The sequence below is a fragment of the uncultured Dokdonia sp. genome, from assembly GCF_947492535.1.
Taxonomy (GTDB): Bacteria; Bacteroidota; Bacteroidia; order Flavobacteriales; family Flavobacteriaceae; genus Dokdonia.
This window is the reverse complement of record NZ_CANLNH010000010.1, coordinates 33,974-48,313: the sequence shown is the minus strand read 5'-3', so window position 1 is coordinate 48,313 and position 14,340 is coordinate 33,974. Positions and strand designations below refer to the sequence as shown.

Sequence of the window (14,340 nt, the reverse complement as noted above, 5' to 3'; positions counted from 1 at the left end):
ATTAAAATGCTTTTGATATATTTACTATTCAAACGCTACTATACGTCAAAATGTTAATGTTATGTACAATTTAAAAACCGTATTCACAGCAATTAGTATTAGCATACTATTATTAACATATATAAGTTGCAACGATGATTCAGAAGAAACAATAACTTCTCCTATAGGCACTTCAGAAACCATCACAATAGAACCTGAATTTATCACCTCATACCAGAATCTTGCTGAAACTGATTATTCTTTTTACATCGCAGGGCACACCTATGGAAAACCCGGGGTAGACAATGTGGGTGTACATCCTCCTTTTAAAGAAAAATTTAATCTTCTCAATGAAGATGAATTTATTGATTTTGGAGTATGGACTGGAGATATCGTATGGTTAAGTACTGAAACTGATTGGAATGAAATAGATACTGACACGAGCCTACTCCAAGACACCGTTTATTTTGCAGCGGGAAACCATGATGTTTCTAATAGAGAATTATTTGAATCTAGGTATGGACAAACATACTCAAGCTTCGTACATAATTCAGATCTTTTTATTATTCTTGACCCTAATCTTGATGGTTGGAATATTTCTGGAGAACAATTAGTTTTTTTACAAAATGAATTAGACACTCATTCTTCACAAGTTGATAATATATTTGTGTTTTTCCATCAGCTATTATGGTGGTCTCCAGAAAATATATATAGCAATGTCACACCAAATTCTACATCTGGCAGAGCAGATACTATAAATTTCTGGAGCGATATTGAACCTTTATTCACTAGCTTACCCAATAAGACATATATGTTTGCTGGAGATGTTGGTGCATTTAGCAATGGAGATGAATTTATGTACCACTCCTACGAAAATATCACTTTGATAGCCAGTGGCATGGGAGGTGAAGAGCGAGACAATATGGTTATTATAGATGTTAAAGAAGATAAAACAGTAGACTTTAGACTTATTGCCCTTAACGGTAATGACATACATGCTTTAGGTGAGTTAGAAGCCTATACTCTTGAATGAAACCTAAAACATATACGTGCATCTAAACATAACCGCATACTCTACAGCTTTATTTTCTACTTGGATCAACATAGAAGAGCTCGGACTTCTATTTGACGCTGGAGATGGTGTTACATCTGGTTTATTACAAAAATCTGGAAAGATTAAGTACGTATTTATCACACATCCTGATAGAGATCACATCAATGGAATTTTTCAACTCTATCAACTCAATGCAAGAAAAGAATACCCTAAAATATATTACCCAAAAGACAGCGGTTCTTTTTCCGCTATGAAGGACTTTTTATATAAATTCGACACTCATATACAAGGAGCAGAATGGCACCCCATAAAACATTTAGATACCATTGAAATTCGGAATGATTTATTTGTAGAAGCCATACGCAATGAACACGTAGCTGTTCCTCAAAACGTCTCGAAAAGCTTGAGCTTTAAACTCTATCAAACAAAACAAAAATTAAAAAAAGAGTTTTCACATTTAGATGGCAACAGCATTAAAGAAATGATTTCACTGCATGGCAGAGATCATCTAATGGAAACTATACATACTAACATACTGTCTTATGCAGGCGACACGCCTGTAGATGACTATAATAAATGGGATCACTCAGGTATCCTTATTCATGAGTCTACATTTCTCCAAGACGAAGGAAATACAATTGTAAAAAGCCGAAAAGGCAGAAACAAACACAGTAAACTAAATGAAGTATTAGAAATGGTTTCTAATATTACTATAGACAGGTTAATCTTACAGCATTTTTCATCTCGTTACTCTAAAAAAGAAATAAACGAAAATGTCATTAAACTGTGTAAATATTATAACATTAAAGTACCCGTACACGTAATTTACCCCGGTGAAATCCATCGAGATATCTTAAACTCAAAACCACTATACAACTACTAAGAAGCATTTATTCTTGTGATAGAAAGTACGAAAAAAACACGTTTGCAGTATCAAAAGAAGGACATCCTGTAACCAACTCATCTACTTTTATATCATTACTTTCTATAAACGCTCGATCTTTTATAAAATAGGCATCCCCAGATTTTTTAGAAAATTCAGGATGAAATTGCGTTCCTAATAAATGCTGCTCATAGTTGATATAAGCTTGAACTGCAGAATGATCATTTGTAGCTAAAATTTCAGAACCTTCTGGCAACGCTATGACTTCATCAAAATGATGTTGCCATACCTGTTCCTGTTTCTTTACCTGAAGGATTTCATTAGCCGTATTCACAAATTTTACACTTCCCCAACCTACTTCAAATCCATGAGGAGAAGACCTCACTGCTTGTGGCCCTACTAAAGCTTTACAAATCAATTGATGCCCATAACAAATACCCATTTGCCAAATTCCTTTATCGCGAGCATCTCTTATATATTTTATTGCCTTTTCAGTAAAGGGAGCCATCTCATTTATAGATAGTGCAGAACCAGTATGAATAATATGTGTATACTCTTTTTCTATTAAAGTATCAGGGAATGAATCTTCTGTATCTATAAACAATGAAGACACTTCGTAATGTGCTTCAGTTAAGCAACTTTTTATAGTAGGTGTTTCTAGACGATCTACCGAATAATCCAGAATTAAAATTTTTCTCTTTTTCACTTTCTTTATTTCATATAAACAATAAAGATAAAACCATATCTATAAAATAGTCTTAATAGTATTCTAAAAAAGAAAAGCCAACCTAATTAGGTTGGCTTTGGTAAACTATATTTTTCTTAATTATGCCTATGGTTTCATTACAAAGTCTTCCATAAACTTTGTTGTATAATTTCCAGCGATATAATCAGGATGTTCCATTAATTGCCTATGGAAAGGAATCGTCGTTTTAATTCCTTCAATCACAAACTCATCTAATGCACGCTTCATCTTATTGATAGCCTCTTCACGAGTCTGTGCTGTTGTAATTAACTTAGCTATCATAGAATCGTAGTTAGGTGGTATCATATACCCACTATATACATGTGTATCTATACGAACTCCATGTCCTCCTGGCGCATGCAAATTAGTAATACGTCCTGGAGAAGGTCTAAAATCATTATATGGATCTTCTGCATTAATACGACACTCTATAGAATGTAATTGAGGGTAGTAGTTATTTCCAGAAATTAACACACCAGCGGCAACAAGAATTTGCTCACGTATCAAATCGTAATCTACTACTTGTTCTGTAATGGGATGCTCTACTTGAATACGTGTATTCATCTCCATAAAGTAGAAGTTACGGTGTTTATCTACTAAGAATTCTACGGTTCCAGCACCTTCATATTTGATAAACTCAGCAGCGCGTACAGCAGCTTCTCCCATAGCGCTTCGGAGTTCATCTGTCATGAACGGAGACGGAGTTTCTTCTGTTAGTTTTTGGTGACGACGTTGCACAGAACAATCTCTTTCTGATAAGTGACACGCCTTACCTTTGCTATCGCCTACAATTTGTATTTCTATATGGCGAGGCTCTTCGATGAGTTTTTCCATATACATTCCATCGTTTCCGAAAGCAGCTTTAGATTCTTGACGAGCAGATTCCCATGCTTTTAAAAGATCTTCTTCTTTCCAAACAGCACGCATTCCTTTTCCACCACCACCAGCAGTTGCCTTAAGCATTACTGGATATCCAACTTCTAGTGCTAATTTTGTACATTCTTCAAAGTCTGCAATAATTCCTTCAGACCCAGGCACACAAGGTACTCCTGCAGCTTTCATAGTTTCTTTTGCAGTAGCCTTATCTCCCATTTTACTAATCATCTCTGGACTCGCTCCGATAAATTTAATATCATGCTCTTCACAGATTTTTGAGAACTTAGCATTTTCAGAAAGGAATCCATATCCAGGATGAATTGCATCTGCATTTGTAATTTCTGCAGCAGCAATAATATTTGCCATTTTAAGATACGACTCGCTACTTGGCGCTGGTCCTATACAAACAGCTTCGTCTGCAAATTTCACATGAAGACTTTCTTCATCAGCTTTTGAATATACAGCTACGGTTTTTATACCCATCTCTTTACACGTTCTTATAACGCGTAATGCGATCTCGCCTCTATTTGCAATAAGTATTTTCTTAAACATAGTGTTCAATTTATTTTTAAGAAATAGTAGAAGTTTATATAACTCTTTATACGCTTTCGCGAAAGCGCACTATTCCTTAATACATTAAAAATACCCGTAAGGGATTATGATGGATCTACTAAAAATAAAGGTTGATCAAACTCTACTGGTGACGAATCATCTACTAGAACTTTTACAATCGTTCCTGACACTTCACTTTCTATCTCGTTAAAAAGTTTCATCGCTTCAATCACACAAAGAACATCTCCTTCAGATATTGATTTTCCTACTTCTACAAATGTAGGTTTATCTGGAGACGGTTTACGATAAAACGTTCCAATGATTGGTGATTTTATAGTAATATATTTTGAATTATCATCTTCAGCTGGAGTTGTTGCTGCTGGAGCCGCTGTCTCTGCTGGTTGTGCTACAGGTTGAGCTGGAGCTTGTTGAACTGGTGCCATTGCTGGCATTTGCTGTACTATCGTAGTAGCACCTTTATCTTCATCAGTACCAGTTTTAATGGTGATTTTTACATCATCCATTTCGAGTTTTACTTCACTAGCGCCTGATTTTGCAACAAATCTGATAAGGTTTTGAATTTCTTTTAAATCCATAGTGCGTTTGTTAGTCTTTTAGGTTTTTGTTTTAGGAGTTATAGGCCCACTTTAAATAAATAGACCCCCATGTAAATCCGCCTCCAAAGGCAGCAAAAACAATTTTGTCTCCTTTTTTAAGTTGGCTTTCATAATCACTCATCAGCAATGGTAATGTTGCCGATGTTGTATTACCATAACGATGAATATTGATGAGAACTTTATCTTCATCTAATTTCATTCGCCTTGCGGTAGCATCAATTATTCTTTTATTAGCTTGATGTGCAATTAAATAATCTACATCATCTCCCGTTAGGTTATTCCGGGTTAGAATTTGATCACTTACATCAGCCATATTAGAAACAGCGTATTTAAATACTGTTTTTCCATCTTGAAAAACAGTATGTTGTTTATTATCTACAGTTTCGTGAGAAGCTGGAAGTATAGAACCTCCTGCATCTATCTTTAAGAACTCACGTCCTACTCCATCTGATCGTAAGATTTCATCTTGCAATCCATATCCTTCTTCATTAGGTTCAAAAAGGACAGCACCACCACCATCTCCAAAAATAATACATGTGGCTCTATCTGTATAATCAATAATAGAAGACATTTTATCTGCTCCTATTAACAATACTTTCTTATAACGTCCTGATTCTATATAACTAGAGGCGGTGGACATTCCATATAAGAAGCTTGAACAAGCAGCCGTAAGATCAAAAGCAAATGCATTTGTTGCACCTATTTGGGATGCTGTATACACTGCTGTAGATGCCACTGGCATATCGGGAGTGGCAGTTGCTACAATAACCATATCAATCTCTAAAGGATCGAGGTTTGCTTTCTTAATTAAATCGTTTGCGGCTTGTATAGCAAGGAAAGAGGTTCCCTTTCCTTCTTCTTTGAGAATACGACGTTCTTTGATTCCCGTTCGGGTAGTAATCCACTCGTCGTTAGTGTCTACCATGGTCTCCAATATTTTATTGGTGAGCACGTAGTCTGGAACATATGCCCCTACAGCTGTAATTGCCGCTGAGATTTTATTCATTTGCTTCAGTTAGGTTTGTACATTTTATATCAAAAACAATATAAAATGGAGCGAAAAATACTAAAATTTGACCAAAACCAGTCAAAAATTAACTTTTTTTACAAAAAAACATTTACAAAAAAAACTCTCACATCGTGAGAGTTTTTGTGCGATCTAGAGATAGAAAAGCTTTACGCTTCTATTTCATCTCCAGTTTTATCGATAACTACTTGGCCTCTGTAATATAATTTTCCTTCGTGCCAGTGTGCTCTGTGGTAAAGGTGTGCTTCTCCAGTTGTAGGGTCTACAGCTATTTGTGGTACAGCAGCTTTGTAATGTGTTCTTCTTTTATCTCTTCTAGTTTTTGAGATTTTTCTTTTAGGATGTGCCATTACGTACTCTTATTTATCTGTTAATAGTTTTTTTAATGAATCCCATCTAGGATCCGTTTCCGACTGATCGTTATTTTCTTGTTCTTTTTTACCTCCTAAACTTAATTCTTCAAGTTTAGCAAGTATTTCTGATTTTAATGTTCCATCCTTAACGCCTGGGTGAACCCTCTTGTTAGGAACAGATAGAATGATAAGCTCATAGATATGATGTGCCACATTTAATTCATACTCACCATATGGTAAAATAAGAATCTCTTCATTTTCATCATTATACTCATGACCAAACTTTACAACAAGTTCAAATTCACCTTCAATAGGCTCATCATAAGGCTCATTAGTAAGATCACAATTTACATTGACGCTTCCTTCTACTTTAAAATGTAACTGCATAAGTGTTGTTTTTTTTACAAAACCAAGACTTACTTGTATTGCTACACTATTAAAGTCATCAAATTCAAAATAATCAAAGAACGACTTGTCTATTTGATATTCAAAATTATGCTCTCCTTCTTTTAAACCTACATACTGTATGGTAAATAGTTTCAAATCTTTCATCACTTCATCCGTTAGGAGCGTGCAAAGATACATAATTTTCTTTATTTAAAAACTTCTTGTACTTTTTTTATTAATTGACCTTGCCTATTACTTACAAGAGGGTTTTATTTAAGATTCCTTAGGAGCTTGACGCCCTTTATTCACTGATTTTCTTGGAGAAACCTTTAGTACATTTTGAGTGAGTTCTTTATAGTCTTCTCTTTTTCTGTACATCTCTATTGCCATAAATACGGCTTCTCTAAAAGACCCATGATCTGCTTTATTTTGACCTGCTATCTCATAAGCAGTTCCATGATCTGGAGATGTTCTAATTTGACTTAATCCTGCTGTATAATTCACTCCTTTCCCAAAAGATAATGTCTTGAAAGGAATTAAACCTTGATCATGATATGCTGCTAAAATTGCATCAAAATTTTTATAATTACCAGATCCAAAAAAACTATCTGCAGCATAAGGTCCGTAAACAATCTTACCCGTATCTCTTATTTTTTCTAATGTAGGGATAAGCACTTTATCATCTTCATCTCCTATAACACCATTATCCCCCACATGAGGATTAATACCTAATAAAGCTATTTTTGGCACATGAATTCCAAAATCACACTGAAGTGTTTTATATAATGTTTCTACCTTTTGCGTAATTACTTCTGGCGTAATATGAACAGCTACATCTTTTACTGCTACATGATCGGTAAGCAATCCTACCTTAAGAGTATCTGTAGCCATAAGCATCATAGCGTCACCTTCTAATTCTTTAGCAAGGTAATCTGTATGCCCTGGAAATTTAAAATCATCCGTTTGAATCGTTGCTTTATTTATAGGAGCCGTGACCAAAACATCTATTTCTCCATCTTTAAGAGCTTTTGTTGCTCTAACAAATGACTTCAATGCATATTTACCCGTTTCTTCTGTAGCTTCTCCAAATTGTATCTTCACAGGTTCTTTCCACACATTAAGAACATTCACCTTACCTTCCAATGCACTAGATACAGTATCTATCCCATGTAGACCTACCTGACTCGCCAATATCTTTTTTACATAGGAAAGCGTTTTAACAGACGCAAATAGTACAGGTGTACAAAAATCTAACATCATACTATCTGCAAAAGTTTTAAATACGATCTCTGCTCCTATACCATTAAGATCTCCTATAGATATTCCAACTTTAATTTTTTGATCTTTCTTCATTATATACCTGCTATGGGTTTTGTATTTTTACATCACAAAAGTAACCAAATTATAGTCATTCATGTTTACAGGTATTATCGAAGATTTAGGCAAGATCATTTCAATTGAAAAAGAACAAGAAAATGTACATTTAACTGTTGAAAGCAATCTTACCCCAGAACTCAAAATTGATCAAAGTGTCGCTCACAATGGTGTATGCTTAACCGTAGTATCAATAAACAACAAACAATACACAGTCACAGCCATAAAAGAAACCCTTGAAAAAACAAATTTATACACGCTAAAAGAGCAAGACGAAGTAAATCTTGAACGCGCCATGGTATTAGGAGCAAGATTAGATGGTCACATCGTACAAGGACATGTAGATCAAGTAGGTATTTGCACTAACAAACATGAAGAAGATGGAAGCTGGCGATTTGATTTTTCATACGATCCAAAATTATCTAATGTAACCATAGAAAAAGGATCTATCACTGTAAACGGAGTGAGTCTTACGGTTGTAAACTCCACAAAAAATGGTTTTAGTGTAGCTATTATTCCTTACACTTACGAACACACTGTATTTAAAAATATTATCAAAGATACCATCGTCAACTTAGAGTTTGACGTCATTGGAAAATATGTGAAGAGACTCACAGAAGCTTATTAACTAGGATTTAGATAACCGATACCGATTTCTCAAAAGATATACGATACCAGTAATCACACCTAATATCAATAAGATTATTAGATTCTCATCTATTGGGACTACTAATCCTGGAAGTCCTGGAATACTTCCGGGCGTTGGAGGTGGTGGTGGTGGGTTAGGACCACCTGTAACCACTTCTTGGGCTATAGAAGTATATCCAACAACAAGTAGGAATGTTGTCATAAGTAAGTTTTTGAGTTTGGGGCTCATAGACTACAAAAGTATATAATTTAAAAGGTACTTAATTGTAACGTTATAAATATACTAATAGTATATTGAATTTATGCTTTTGGTCGACAATATTAAGCATTTTATCGGTAAAAACAAGTATTTTCTCATTTTTTTTACAAAAACATAAACTTCAATTCATATTCATAAAAAAACACCATATGCGAAAAGTAATGAATTCTATTATTTTACACGTATGATGATCTTTTAAAAAAGTGGTCCCACTTGGGCTACTATCGTAATTAAACGATGATTAACTCAAGTTATTTCAGGTTAACACTTGAATTGAGACCTTGTAAACTCGTTTTCATATAAGTTTCTTTAAGTCGTAAATTAAGTTGACACCTAATTTGCCACCTAGTGAATCTAAATTAATTCAAGTTCACAATTTTGGGAGCAAATGTAATTAAAATAGATTTATGAAAGCAACATTTTTACCACGAAAAGAAAAAAAAGATTCGAAAGGACTCTACCCTATTCAACTCGTCGTTAACATAGGCGGACAAAGGATTAGAAGGAATATCCCTAAAGTACGTGTAAGTTTAAAACATTGGAAAAATAATAGGATCAAACCAAATCTTAAATCTGAAATCTACAATTTTCATATTGAGTACAATAAAAAACTTGATGATCTCGAAAATCAGATAAAAGACGTTTTCCGATATATTTTATTAAAAAACTTAACTCCTACCAGAGAATTGTTTTTAGCACAGTTTGACGACAATTCATTGCAAAATAAAATTTCTCCAAATTTTTCGCTTTCTTTTCAAGAGTTCATTGAGACATCAAAAACAACAAAAGCTCCAGGAACTATTAGGAAGTACGTAACGACTAAAAGATTTATTGAAGACTTCCAAAAACATTCAAATTATGACATAAGGTTTGAAACAATAGTAATTGAGTTCTATGAGAAGCTTAGAGATTATGCTTTTGAAGAAAGAAACACGTTAAACAATTACTTTGGTAGAACGATATCTGTCATTAAAGCTTTTATGAATTGGTCTTTAGATAGAGGGTATCATTCAAATACAGAGTTTAGGAAGTTCAAACGAATGCAAGACAATATTGAAGTTATCTATCTAACAATGGATGAGCTTATGACATTATATCGCAAAGATTTTCGTTCTCATAGGCTTAACCACGTAAAAGATTTTTATTGTTTTGGTTGTTTTACTGGATTGCGTTTCAGCGATATTAAAGCACTAAGAATATCTAATGTCTTTGAAGATTATTTAAAGCTCAATATTCAGAAGACGAAGACCATTGACCAGATGATTCCTTTAAATGATTATGCTAAGGATATCTTATCTAAATATAAAGACACACTCTATGAACCACTCCCTTCTATTTCTGGACAAAAATTTAACTTATACATTAAAGAGTGTTGTAAAATAGCTAAAATCGATACAATGATAAATACAACTCGCTATATTGGACAACGTAGGATTGATAAAGTACAACCAAAGCATCAACTCATAACAAGTCACACAGCTCGGAAAACTTTTGTTACAAATTCCCTTATATTAGGAATGAAAGAAATGGTAGTAAGAAATATAACTGGACATAAAGATGAGGCCAGTTTTAAAAGATACGTAGAGATCGCAGAAGATTTCAAAAAAAGTGAAATGGATAATACTTGGAATAAAATTGCAAAATAATTATGAAGGATATTAAACAAGATATTGATTTACTTTATGATAAATATTCTGAAAGATCAGTTAAGTTCAAGGAATACTTCTCTGATAAGATCAAAGCAAATAACCTATTTCAAGATTCTTGGTCATTATTTATTCATATTTCAGAGATTGATATATATAAATCTAATATACTACAAGACATTGATTTTTTCGTTACATCAAATATTGAAGACTGTTTAGAAGAAGAAAAAAAAGAATTGATTTATGAAATTTATCAAAAACACATAATAAAAGTATCTTTTGACTTCTCTTATACACTTGAAAAAATACTGTATGAGAACCTATTAATAAATACTGAAATTTTAATTCAACAAGGATTACCGATATTGAGAAATAAAAATCTTATTCTAATAGCTCCTTTAATATTTAGTAATGCCTACTGGAAAAAAATAATCAAGCATGATCTATCTCTAATTACTGATGAAGATATTATTGAATTGACTATTTCAGATCACTTATTCAGTCTAACAAAACTGGAAGAAACGTTTGGTTCAAACAGCTCAATCTGGACAAAGAAATTCTTTTCTTCTCAATTAAGAGATATCAATAGGGCTTTCAATATGAAAAATAATATTTTCAAATTTTTCGATGTGAGTAGTTTCGAAAATAAAAGAACTTATCTAAACCAAATCTTATCCAAAAACATCTCGATTAAATCTACAAGAAAAAAGAAGAAAAAATCAATAGAGGTTTTTAAAATAGAATTAAATAACCCAAAAAATATTAGAAAGATAAGAAAAGGGTTAACTTACTTAATCAAGAAACAAAACCCTGATATCATACATAAAGAAGCAAAATCAATTGCGCGAATAATTTCTTTAGATATATTCCACACAGAGAATCCAGAAATTTCTAAGCCATTGAACAATATGTCTATAAATTTCAACAATAAAATCTTAATGGAATTTATATTTTTCCTTTCAAAAACAGAATACATAAAAAAACAAAAACATTCTTTCCCAAAGATTATAAGTAATAATATATCAATAGATAAAAGAGGTTTTTCCTATCAAAACTTATACATACTTGCTAAAGAAATAAAAAACAATCCTGAGTTAACATTCAATGGACTAACATCTCCTCTTGCCCTCGCAAATGAGATGAAATATTAGAATCTATAAGATTTTTTTTTAGAAAAAATAAAACTTGTGAAGGTCTCTCTTTTCAACACTTCCCCGACTCCGTAAGACAATTAGAATATTTAAAATTAAAATTTCAAATATTAACTTCATAAGACAATTTAGCAGTGTTTAATCAAAACACCGTTAACATATGTCAAATCCAATTCTATACGGTTTTACTAAGCAAGATTTAGAAAAAACTATTGAGCTAGTAATCAATCGTATTCGCAAGACCGAAATAATTCAAGACACTTCAAATTCTCAAGCAGAAGATCGTCTTACCCAGAAAGAAGCTGCTGAACTTTTGGGCATTACGGTTCAATGTCTTATTCAATGGAAGAAAAAGAAATTAATCCCTTTTTATCAAATAGGGAGATCTGTTTTCTATTCAAAAAAAGAATTACTTGAACAAGCCAGAAAAAACCCTTCCCTAGTAAAATCAGCAAAATAAGTACTATGTCAAAGCAACCTAAATATTTTAGAATCGGCACAGGCTACAAGAAAATCATTGAGAAACCCTTAATATCTGGTGACACAACAAGCATTATGGTTTCCTGGAATAAAGAAACTATAGTTGCAGATCACGGCAAAAAGTTTTTAAATGACATACCTAAGCTTGATGGTTTTTGTTGTATTCCAGAACATATAGATTATCAAGAATTTATTGGAAGTTTTTATAATACCTACCACGAATTACCATTCAAGCCTAGTGAAAAAGGAAATATAAAACACTCTCTACAATTCGTTGAACATATTTTTGGAAAACAACAAGAGCTTGGTCTTGATTATCTTAAAATCATACTACTCTACCCGACTCAGATTCTACCTATCATATGCCTTGTAAGCAAGGAACGAGGAACAGGTAAATCTACATTCATTAAATGGCTTAAAGCTATATACGGTCATAACATGACCTACATAAAAGGGGATAGTTTCTCTTCACAATTTAATGCTGATTGGGCATCCAAACTTATCATAGCCATTGACGAAGTATTCTTTGATAAACAAGAAATCACAGAACGCCTTAAATACTTATCTACTACAGATAAAGATAAAGTTGAAGCTAAAGGAAAGGATCGAGAAGAAATAGAATTCTTTGGAAAATTCATTTTATGTTCAAACAATGAAGATACTTTTATTCTTATTGATTCTAATGAAATTAGATTTTGGGTGCGTAAAGTGACACCATTTCAAAATGAAGATACCGAGTTCTTAGGTAAGTTAATTAAAGAAATTCCTGCATTTCTGCAGTATTTAATTGATCGTAAATTTTCTTCTCCCAAAACAACTAGAATGTGGTTTACAGCTGATCAAATCAAAACCAAAGCTCTGCAAAAGTTGGTTTGGCTAAACAACAATGAAATTGAAAGAGAAATGGTACAATTATTTTATGAAATATTTGATGTATCTACAGCTAACGAAATAAAGATAACTCCTAGAGATGTTGTCGCAACTATCGTAAAAACACGAAGAAAACACTACGAAGTAAACGAGGTTCGCAAAATCCTAAAATCTAAATGGGGTTTAAAGCCCTCAGATAACTCAAATGCCTACAAAGGATATGAATACACCTCTTATGGAGAGTTCATCGAATTAGATCGAAAAGGAAGATACTACATCATTAAGAGAATCTTTATTGAACAAATTTTTGATGAAATGATGACATAATAGTATAAGCTACTGAAAAAGAAAAAATTAAATCATCATCAAAGTTATCATCAAACTGTCATCAAAATTTAAAATGATGACAACAAAAAACACTTTTGATGATTGATGAAAAAATGATGACAACAAGAACCTCAGGAAAATTAACACTTGACAGCTTTCTGTCATCAAATCATCAAAAAATACCAAAAAACAAATCGTTATGAAAGCACAGCATTTAAACTGCGAACAAGCACGACATATCTCTATAATCCAAGCACTTGAACAGTTAGGATTTTTACCAAGGAGACTTACTACGAAAGAAGCTTGGTTTCTTAGTCCCCTAAGAACAGAAACTAAAGCCTCTTTCAAAGTCTCCTTATCATTAAATCGATGGTTCGATCACGGTCAAGGTATAGGTGGTAATGTTATTGATTTAGTGCAAGCAATAAAAAGCTGTACGGTCTCAGAAGCATTATATTTTTTATCAGATCTAAAACCATCTTTTTCTTTTCAAGAGCAAACGAAAATTTTACCAGATTCAAAAATTGATTATGAAATCAAAAGGGTAAAATCATTAGAAAATCAAGCACTACTATCCTATCTGGATTCAAGAAATATTAATTGCCTTTCGGCGAAAAAATATTGTGAAGAAATATACTATGCGCTTGATAATAAAACATATTTCGGAATAGCTTTTAAAAACAAATCTGGAGGATATGAATTACGCAATAAATACTTCAAAGGCTGTATTGGAAAAAAAGATTTTACGCATTATCAAAAAGGCAAAAATAGCTTAACAATTTTCGAAGGCTTTTTTGATTTCTTAAGCTTTATAACCTTAAACAAAGGAGTAGAAAATCAAGTTGATTTTCTAATTCTCAACTCTACATCTTTAGTGCAAAAAATTGAAAAAATACTAAAAAAATATAGTGTCATTTATACATGGTTAGATAATGATGAAACAGGAAAAAGAGCTACTAAATTCATTAAAGAAATGCATCCAAAAGTAGAGAACAAAAGCACGCTATTTGAGGGATGCAAAGATCTAAACGAATATTTGATAAAGAATTCTTACAGCACGTGAAAAGTCAAAAATGAGTAAGGAAATTAATAAAAACAAACAACAAAGTGTA

General features: G+C 32.8%; 16 protein-coding genes. 8 read left to right on the top strand and 8 right to left on the bottom strand.

The annotated features are described in order from the left end of the window. Positions 1–61 precede the first annotated feature (61 nt). Both Q1A60_RS13925 and Q1A60_RS13920 read left to right on the top strand, forming a co-directional pair. A complete protein-coding gene (locus Q1A60_RS13925; protein WP_299767025.1) occupies positions 62–1,012 on the top strand; it encodes a metallophosphoesterase in 951 nt (316 codons plus the stop codon). A 16-nt stretch (positions 1,013–1,028) separates the two neighbouring features. Next, a complete protein-coding gene (locus Q1A60_RS13920; RefSeq protein WP_299767023.1) occupies positions 1,029–1,916 on the top strand; it encodes an MBL fold metallo-hydrolase in 888 nt (295 codons plus the stop codon). A gap of 7 nt (positions 1,917–1,923) precedes the next feature. Here Q1A60_RS13920 and Q1A60_RS13915 read toward each other — a convergent pair whose 3' ends face one another. The 7 genes from Q1A60_RS13915 to pdxA form a co-directional block, all read right to left on the bottom strand. Continuing rightward, positions 1,924–2,622, bottom strand: coding sequence for a hypothetical protein (locus tag Q1A60_RS13915; RefSeq protein WP_299767021.1), 699 nt, complete (start codon positions 2,620–2,622; stop codon positions 1,924–1,926). Between the two features lie 126 nt (positions 2,623–2,748). Then, positions 2,749–4,089: an acetyl-CoA carboxylase biotin carboxylase subunit gene (accC, locus tag Q1A60_RS13910; RefSeq protein WP_299767019.1), complete on the bottom strand. Its 1,341-nt coding sequence runs from the start codon at positions 4,087–4,089 to the stop codon at positions 2,749–2,751. A 104-nt stretch (positions 4,090–4,193) separates the two neighbouring features. After that, on the bottom strand, positions 4,194–4,685 hold the full coding sequence (gene accB / locus Q1A60_RS13905) for an acetyl-CoA carboxylase biotin carboxyl carrier protein (RefSeq protein ID WP_299767017.1): 492 nt from the start codon (positions 4,683–4,685) through the stop codon (positions 4,194–4,196). 31 nt (positions 4,686–4,716) lie between these two features. Further along, a complete protein-coding gene (locus Q1A60_RS13900; RefSeq protein WP_299767015.1) occupies positions 4,717–5,712 on the bottom strand; it encodes a beta-ketoacyl-ACP synthase III in 996 nt (331 codons plus the stop codon). 170 nt (positions 5,713–5,882) lie between these two features. Beyond that, positions 5,883–6,083 (bottom strand): 50S ribosomal protein L32, encoded by a 201-nt coding sequence (gene rpmF, locus Q1A60_RS13895; protein ID WP_299210869.1) that lies wholly within the window; start codon positions 6,081–6,083, stop codon positions 5,883–5,885. 9 nt (positions 6,084–6,092) lie between these two features. Further along, positions 6,093–6,638 carry a DUF177 domain-containing protein gene (locus tag Q1A60_RS13890; protein WP_299767111.1) on the bottom strand — a complete coding sequence of 182 codons (546 nt, stop codon included), beginning with the start codon at positions 6,636–6,638 and terminating at the stop codon, positions 6,093–6,095. A 108-nt stretch (positions 6,639–6,746) separates the two neighbouring features. Beyond that, positions 6,747–7,826, bottom strand: a complete 1,080-nt coding sequence (pdxA, locus tag Q1A60_RS13885; RefSeq protein ID WP_299767013.1) for a 4-hydroxythreonine-4-phosphate dehydrogenase PdxA — start codon at positions 7,824–7,826, stop codon at positions 6,747–6,749. 61 nt (positions 7,827–7,887) lie between these two features. Between pdxA and Q1A60_RS13880 the strand changes: the two genes are divergently transcribed. After that, complete coding sequence (locus Q1A60_RS13880) at positions 7,888–8,475, top strand: riboflavin synthase (RefSeq protein WP_299767011.1); 588 nt, start codon at positions 7,888–7,890, stop codon at positions 8,473–8,475. On the opposite strand, the gene Q1A60_RS13875 is transcribed toward Q1A60_RS13880, so the two are convergent. Next, positions 8,476–8,697, bottom strand: coding sequence for a hypothetical protein (locus Q1A60_RS13875; RefSeq protein ID WP_299767010.1), 222 nt, complete (start codon positions 8,695–8,697; stop codon positions 8,476–8,478). A gap of 464 nt (positions 8,698–9,161) precedes the next feature. Here Q1A60_RS13875 and Q1A60_RS13870 point away from each other — a divergent pair, with 464 nt between their 5' ends. The 5 genes from Q1A60_RS13870 to Q1A60_RS13850 all read left to right on the top strand — a co-directional run bounded on the left by Q1A60_RS13870 (position 9,162) and on the right by Q1A60_RS13850 (position 14,291). Continuing rightward, entirely contained in the window at positions 9,162–10,400 is a 1,239-nt protein-coding gene (locus tag Q1A60_RS13870) for a site-specific integrase (RefSeq protein WP_299767009.1), read from the top strand. 2 nt (positions 10,401–10,402) lie between these two features. Next, positions 10,403–11,551, top strand: a complete 1,149-nt coding sequence (locus Q1A60_RS13865) for a hypothetical protein (protein ID WP_299767008.1) — start codon at positions 10,403–10,405, stop codon at positions 11,549–11,551. A 160-nt stretch (positions 11,552–11,711) separates the two neighbouring features. Further along, entirely contained in the window at positions 11,712–12,011 is a 300-nt protein-coding gene (locus Q1A60_RS13860) for a helix-turn-helix domain-containing protein (RefSeq protein ID WP_299767007.1), read from the top strand. A 5-nt stretch (positions 12,012–12,016) separates the two neighbouring features. Then, the gene (locus Q1A60_RS13855) at positions 12,017–13,228 is read left to right on the top strand and encodes a primase-helicase family protein (protein WP_299767006.1); all 1,212 of its coding nucleotides are present in this window, start codon (positions 12,017–12,019) and stop codon (positions 13,226–13,228) included. Positions 13,229–13,427: 199 nt separating this feature from the next. Continuing rightward, positions 13,428–14,291, top strand: a complete 864-nt coding sequence (locus Q1A60_RS13850; protein WP_299767005.1) for a toprim domain-containing protein — start codon at positions 13,428–13,430, stop codon at positions 14,289–14,291. Positions 14,292–14,340 lie beyond the last annotated feature (49 nt).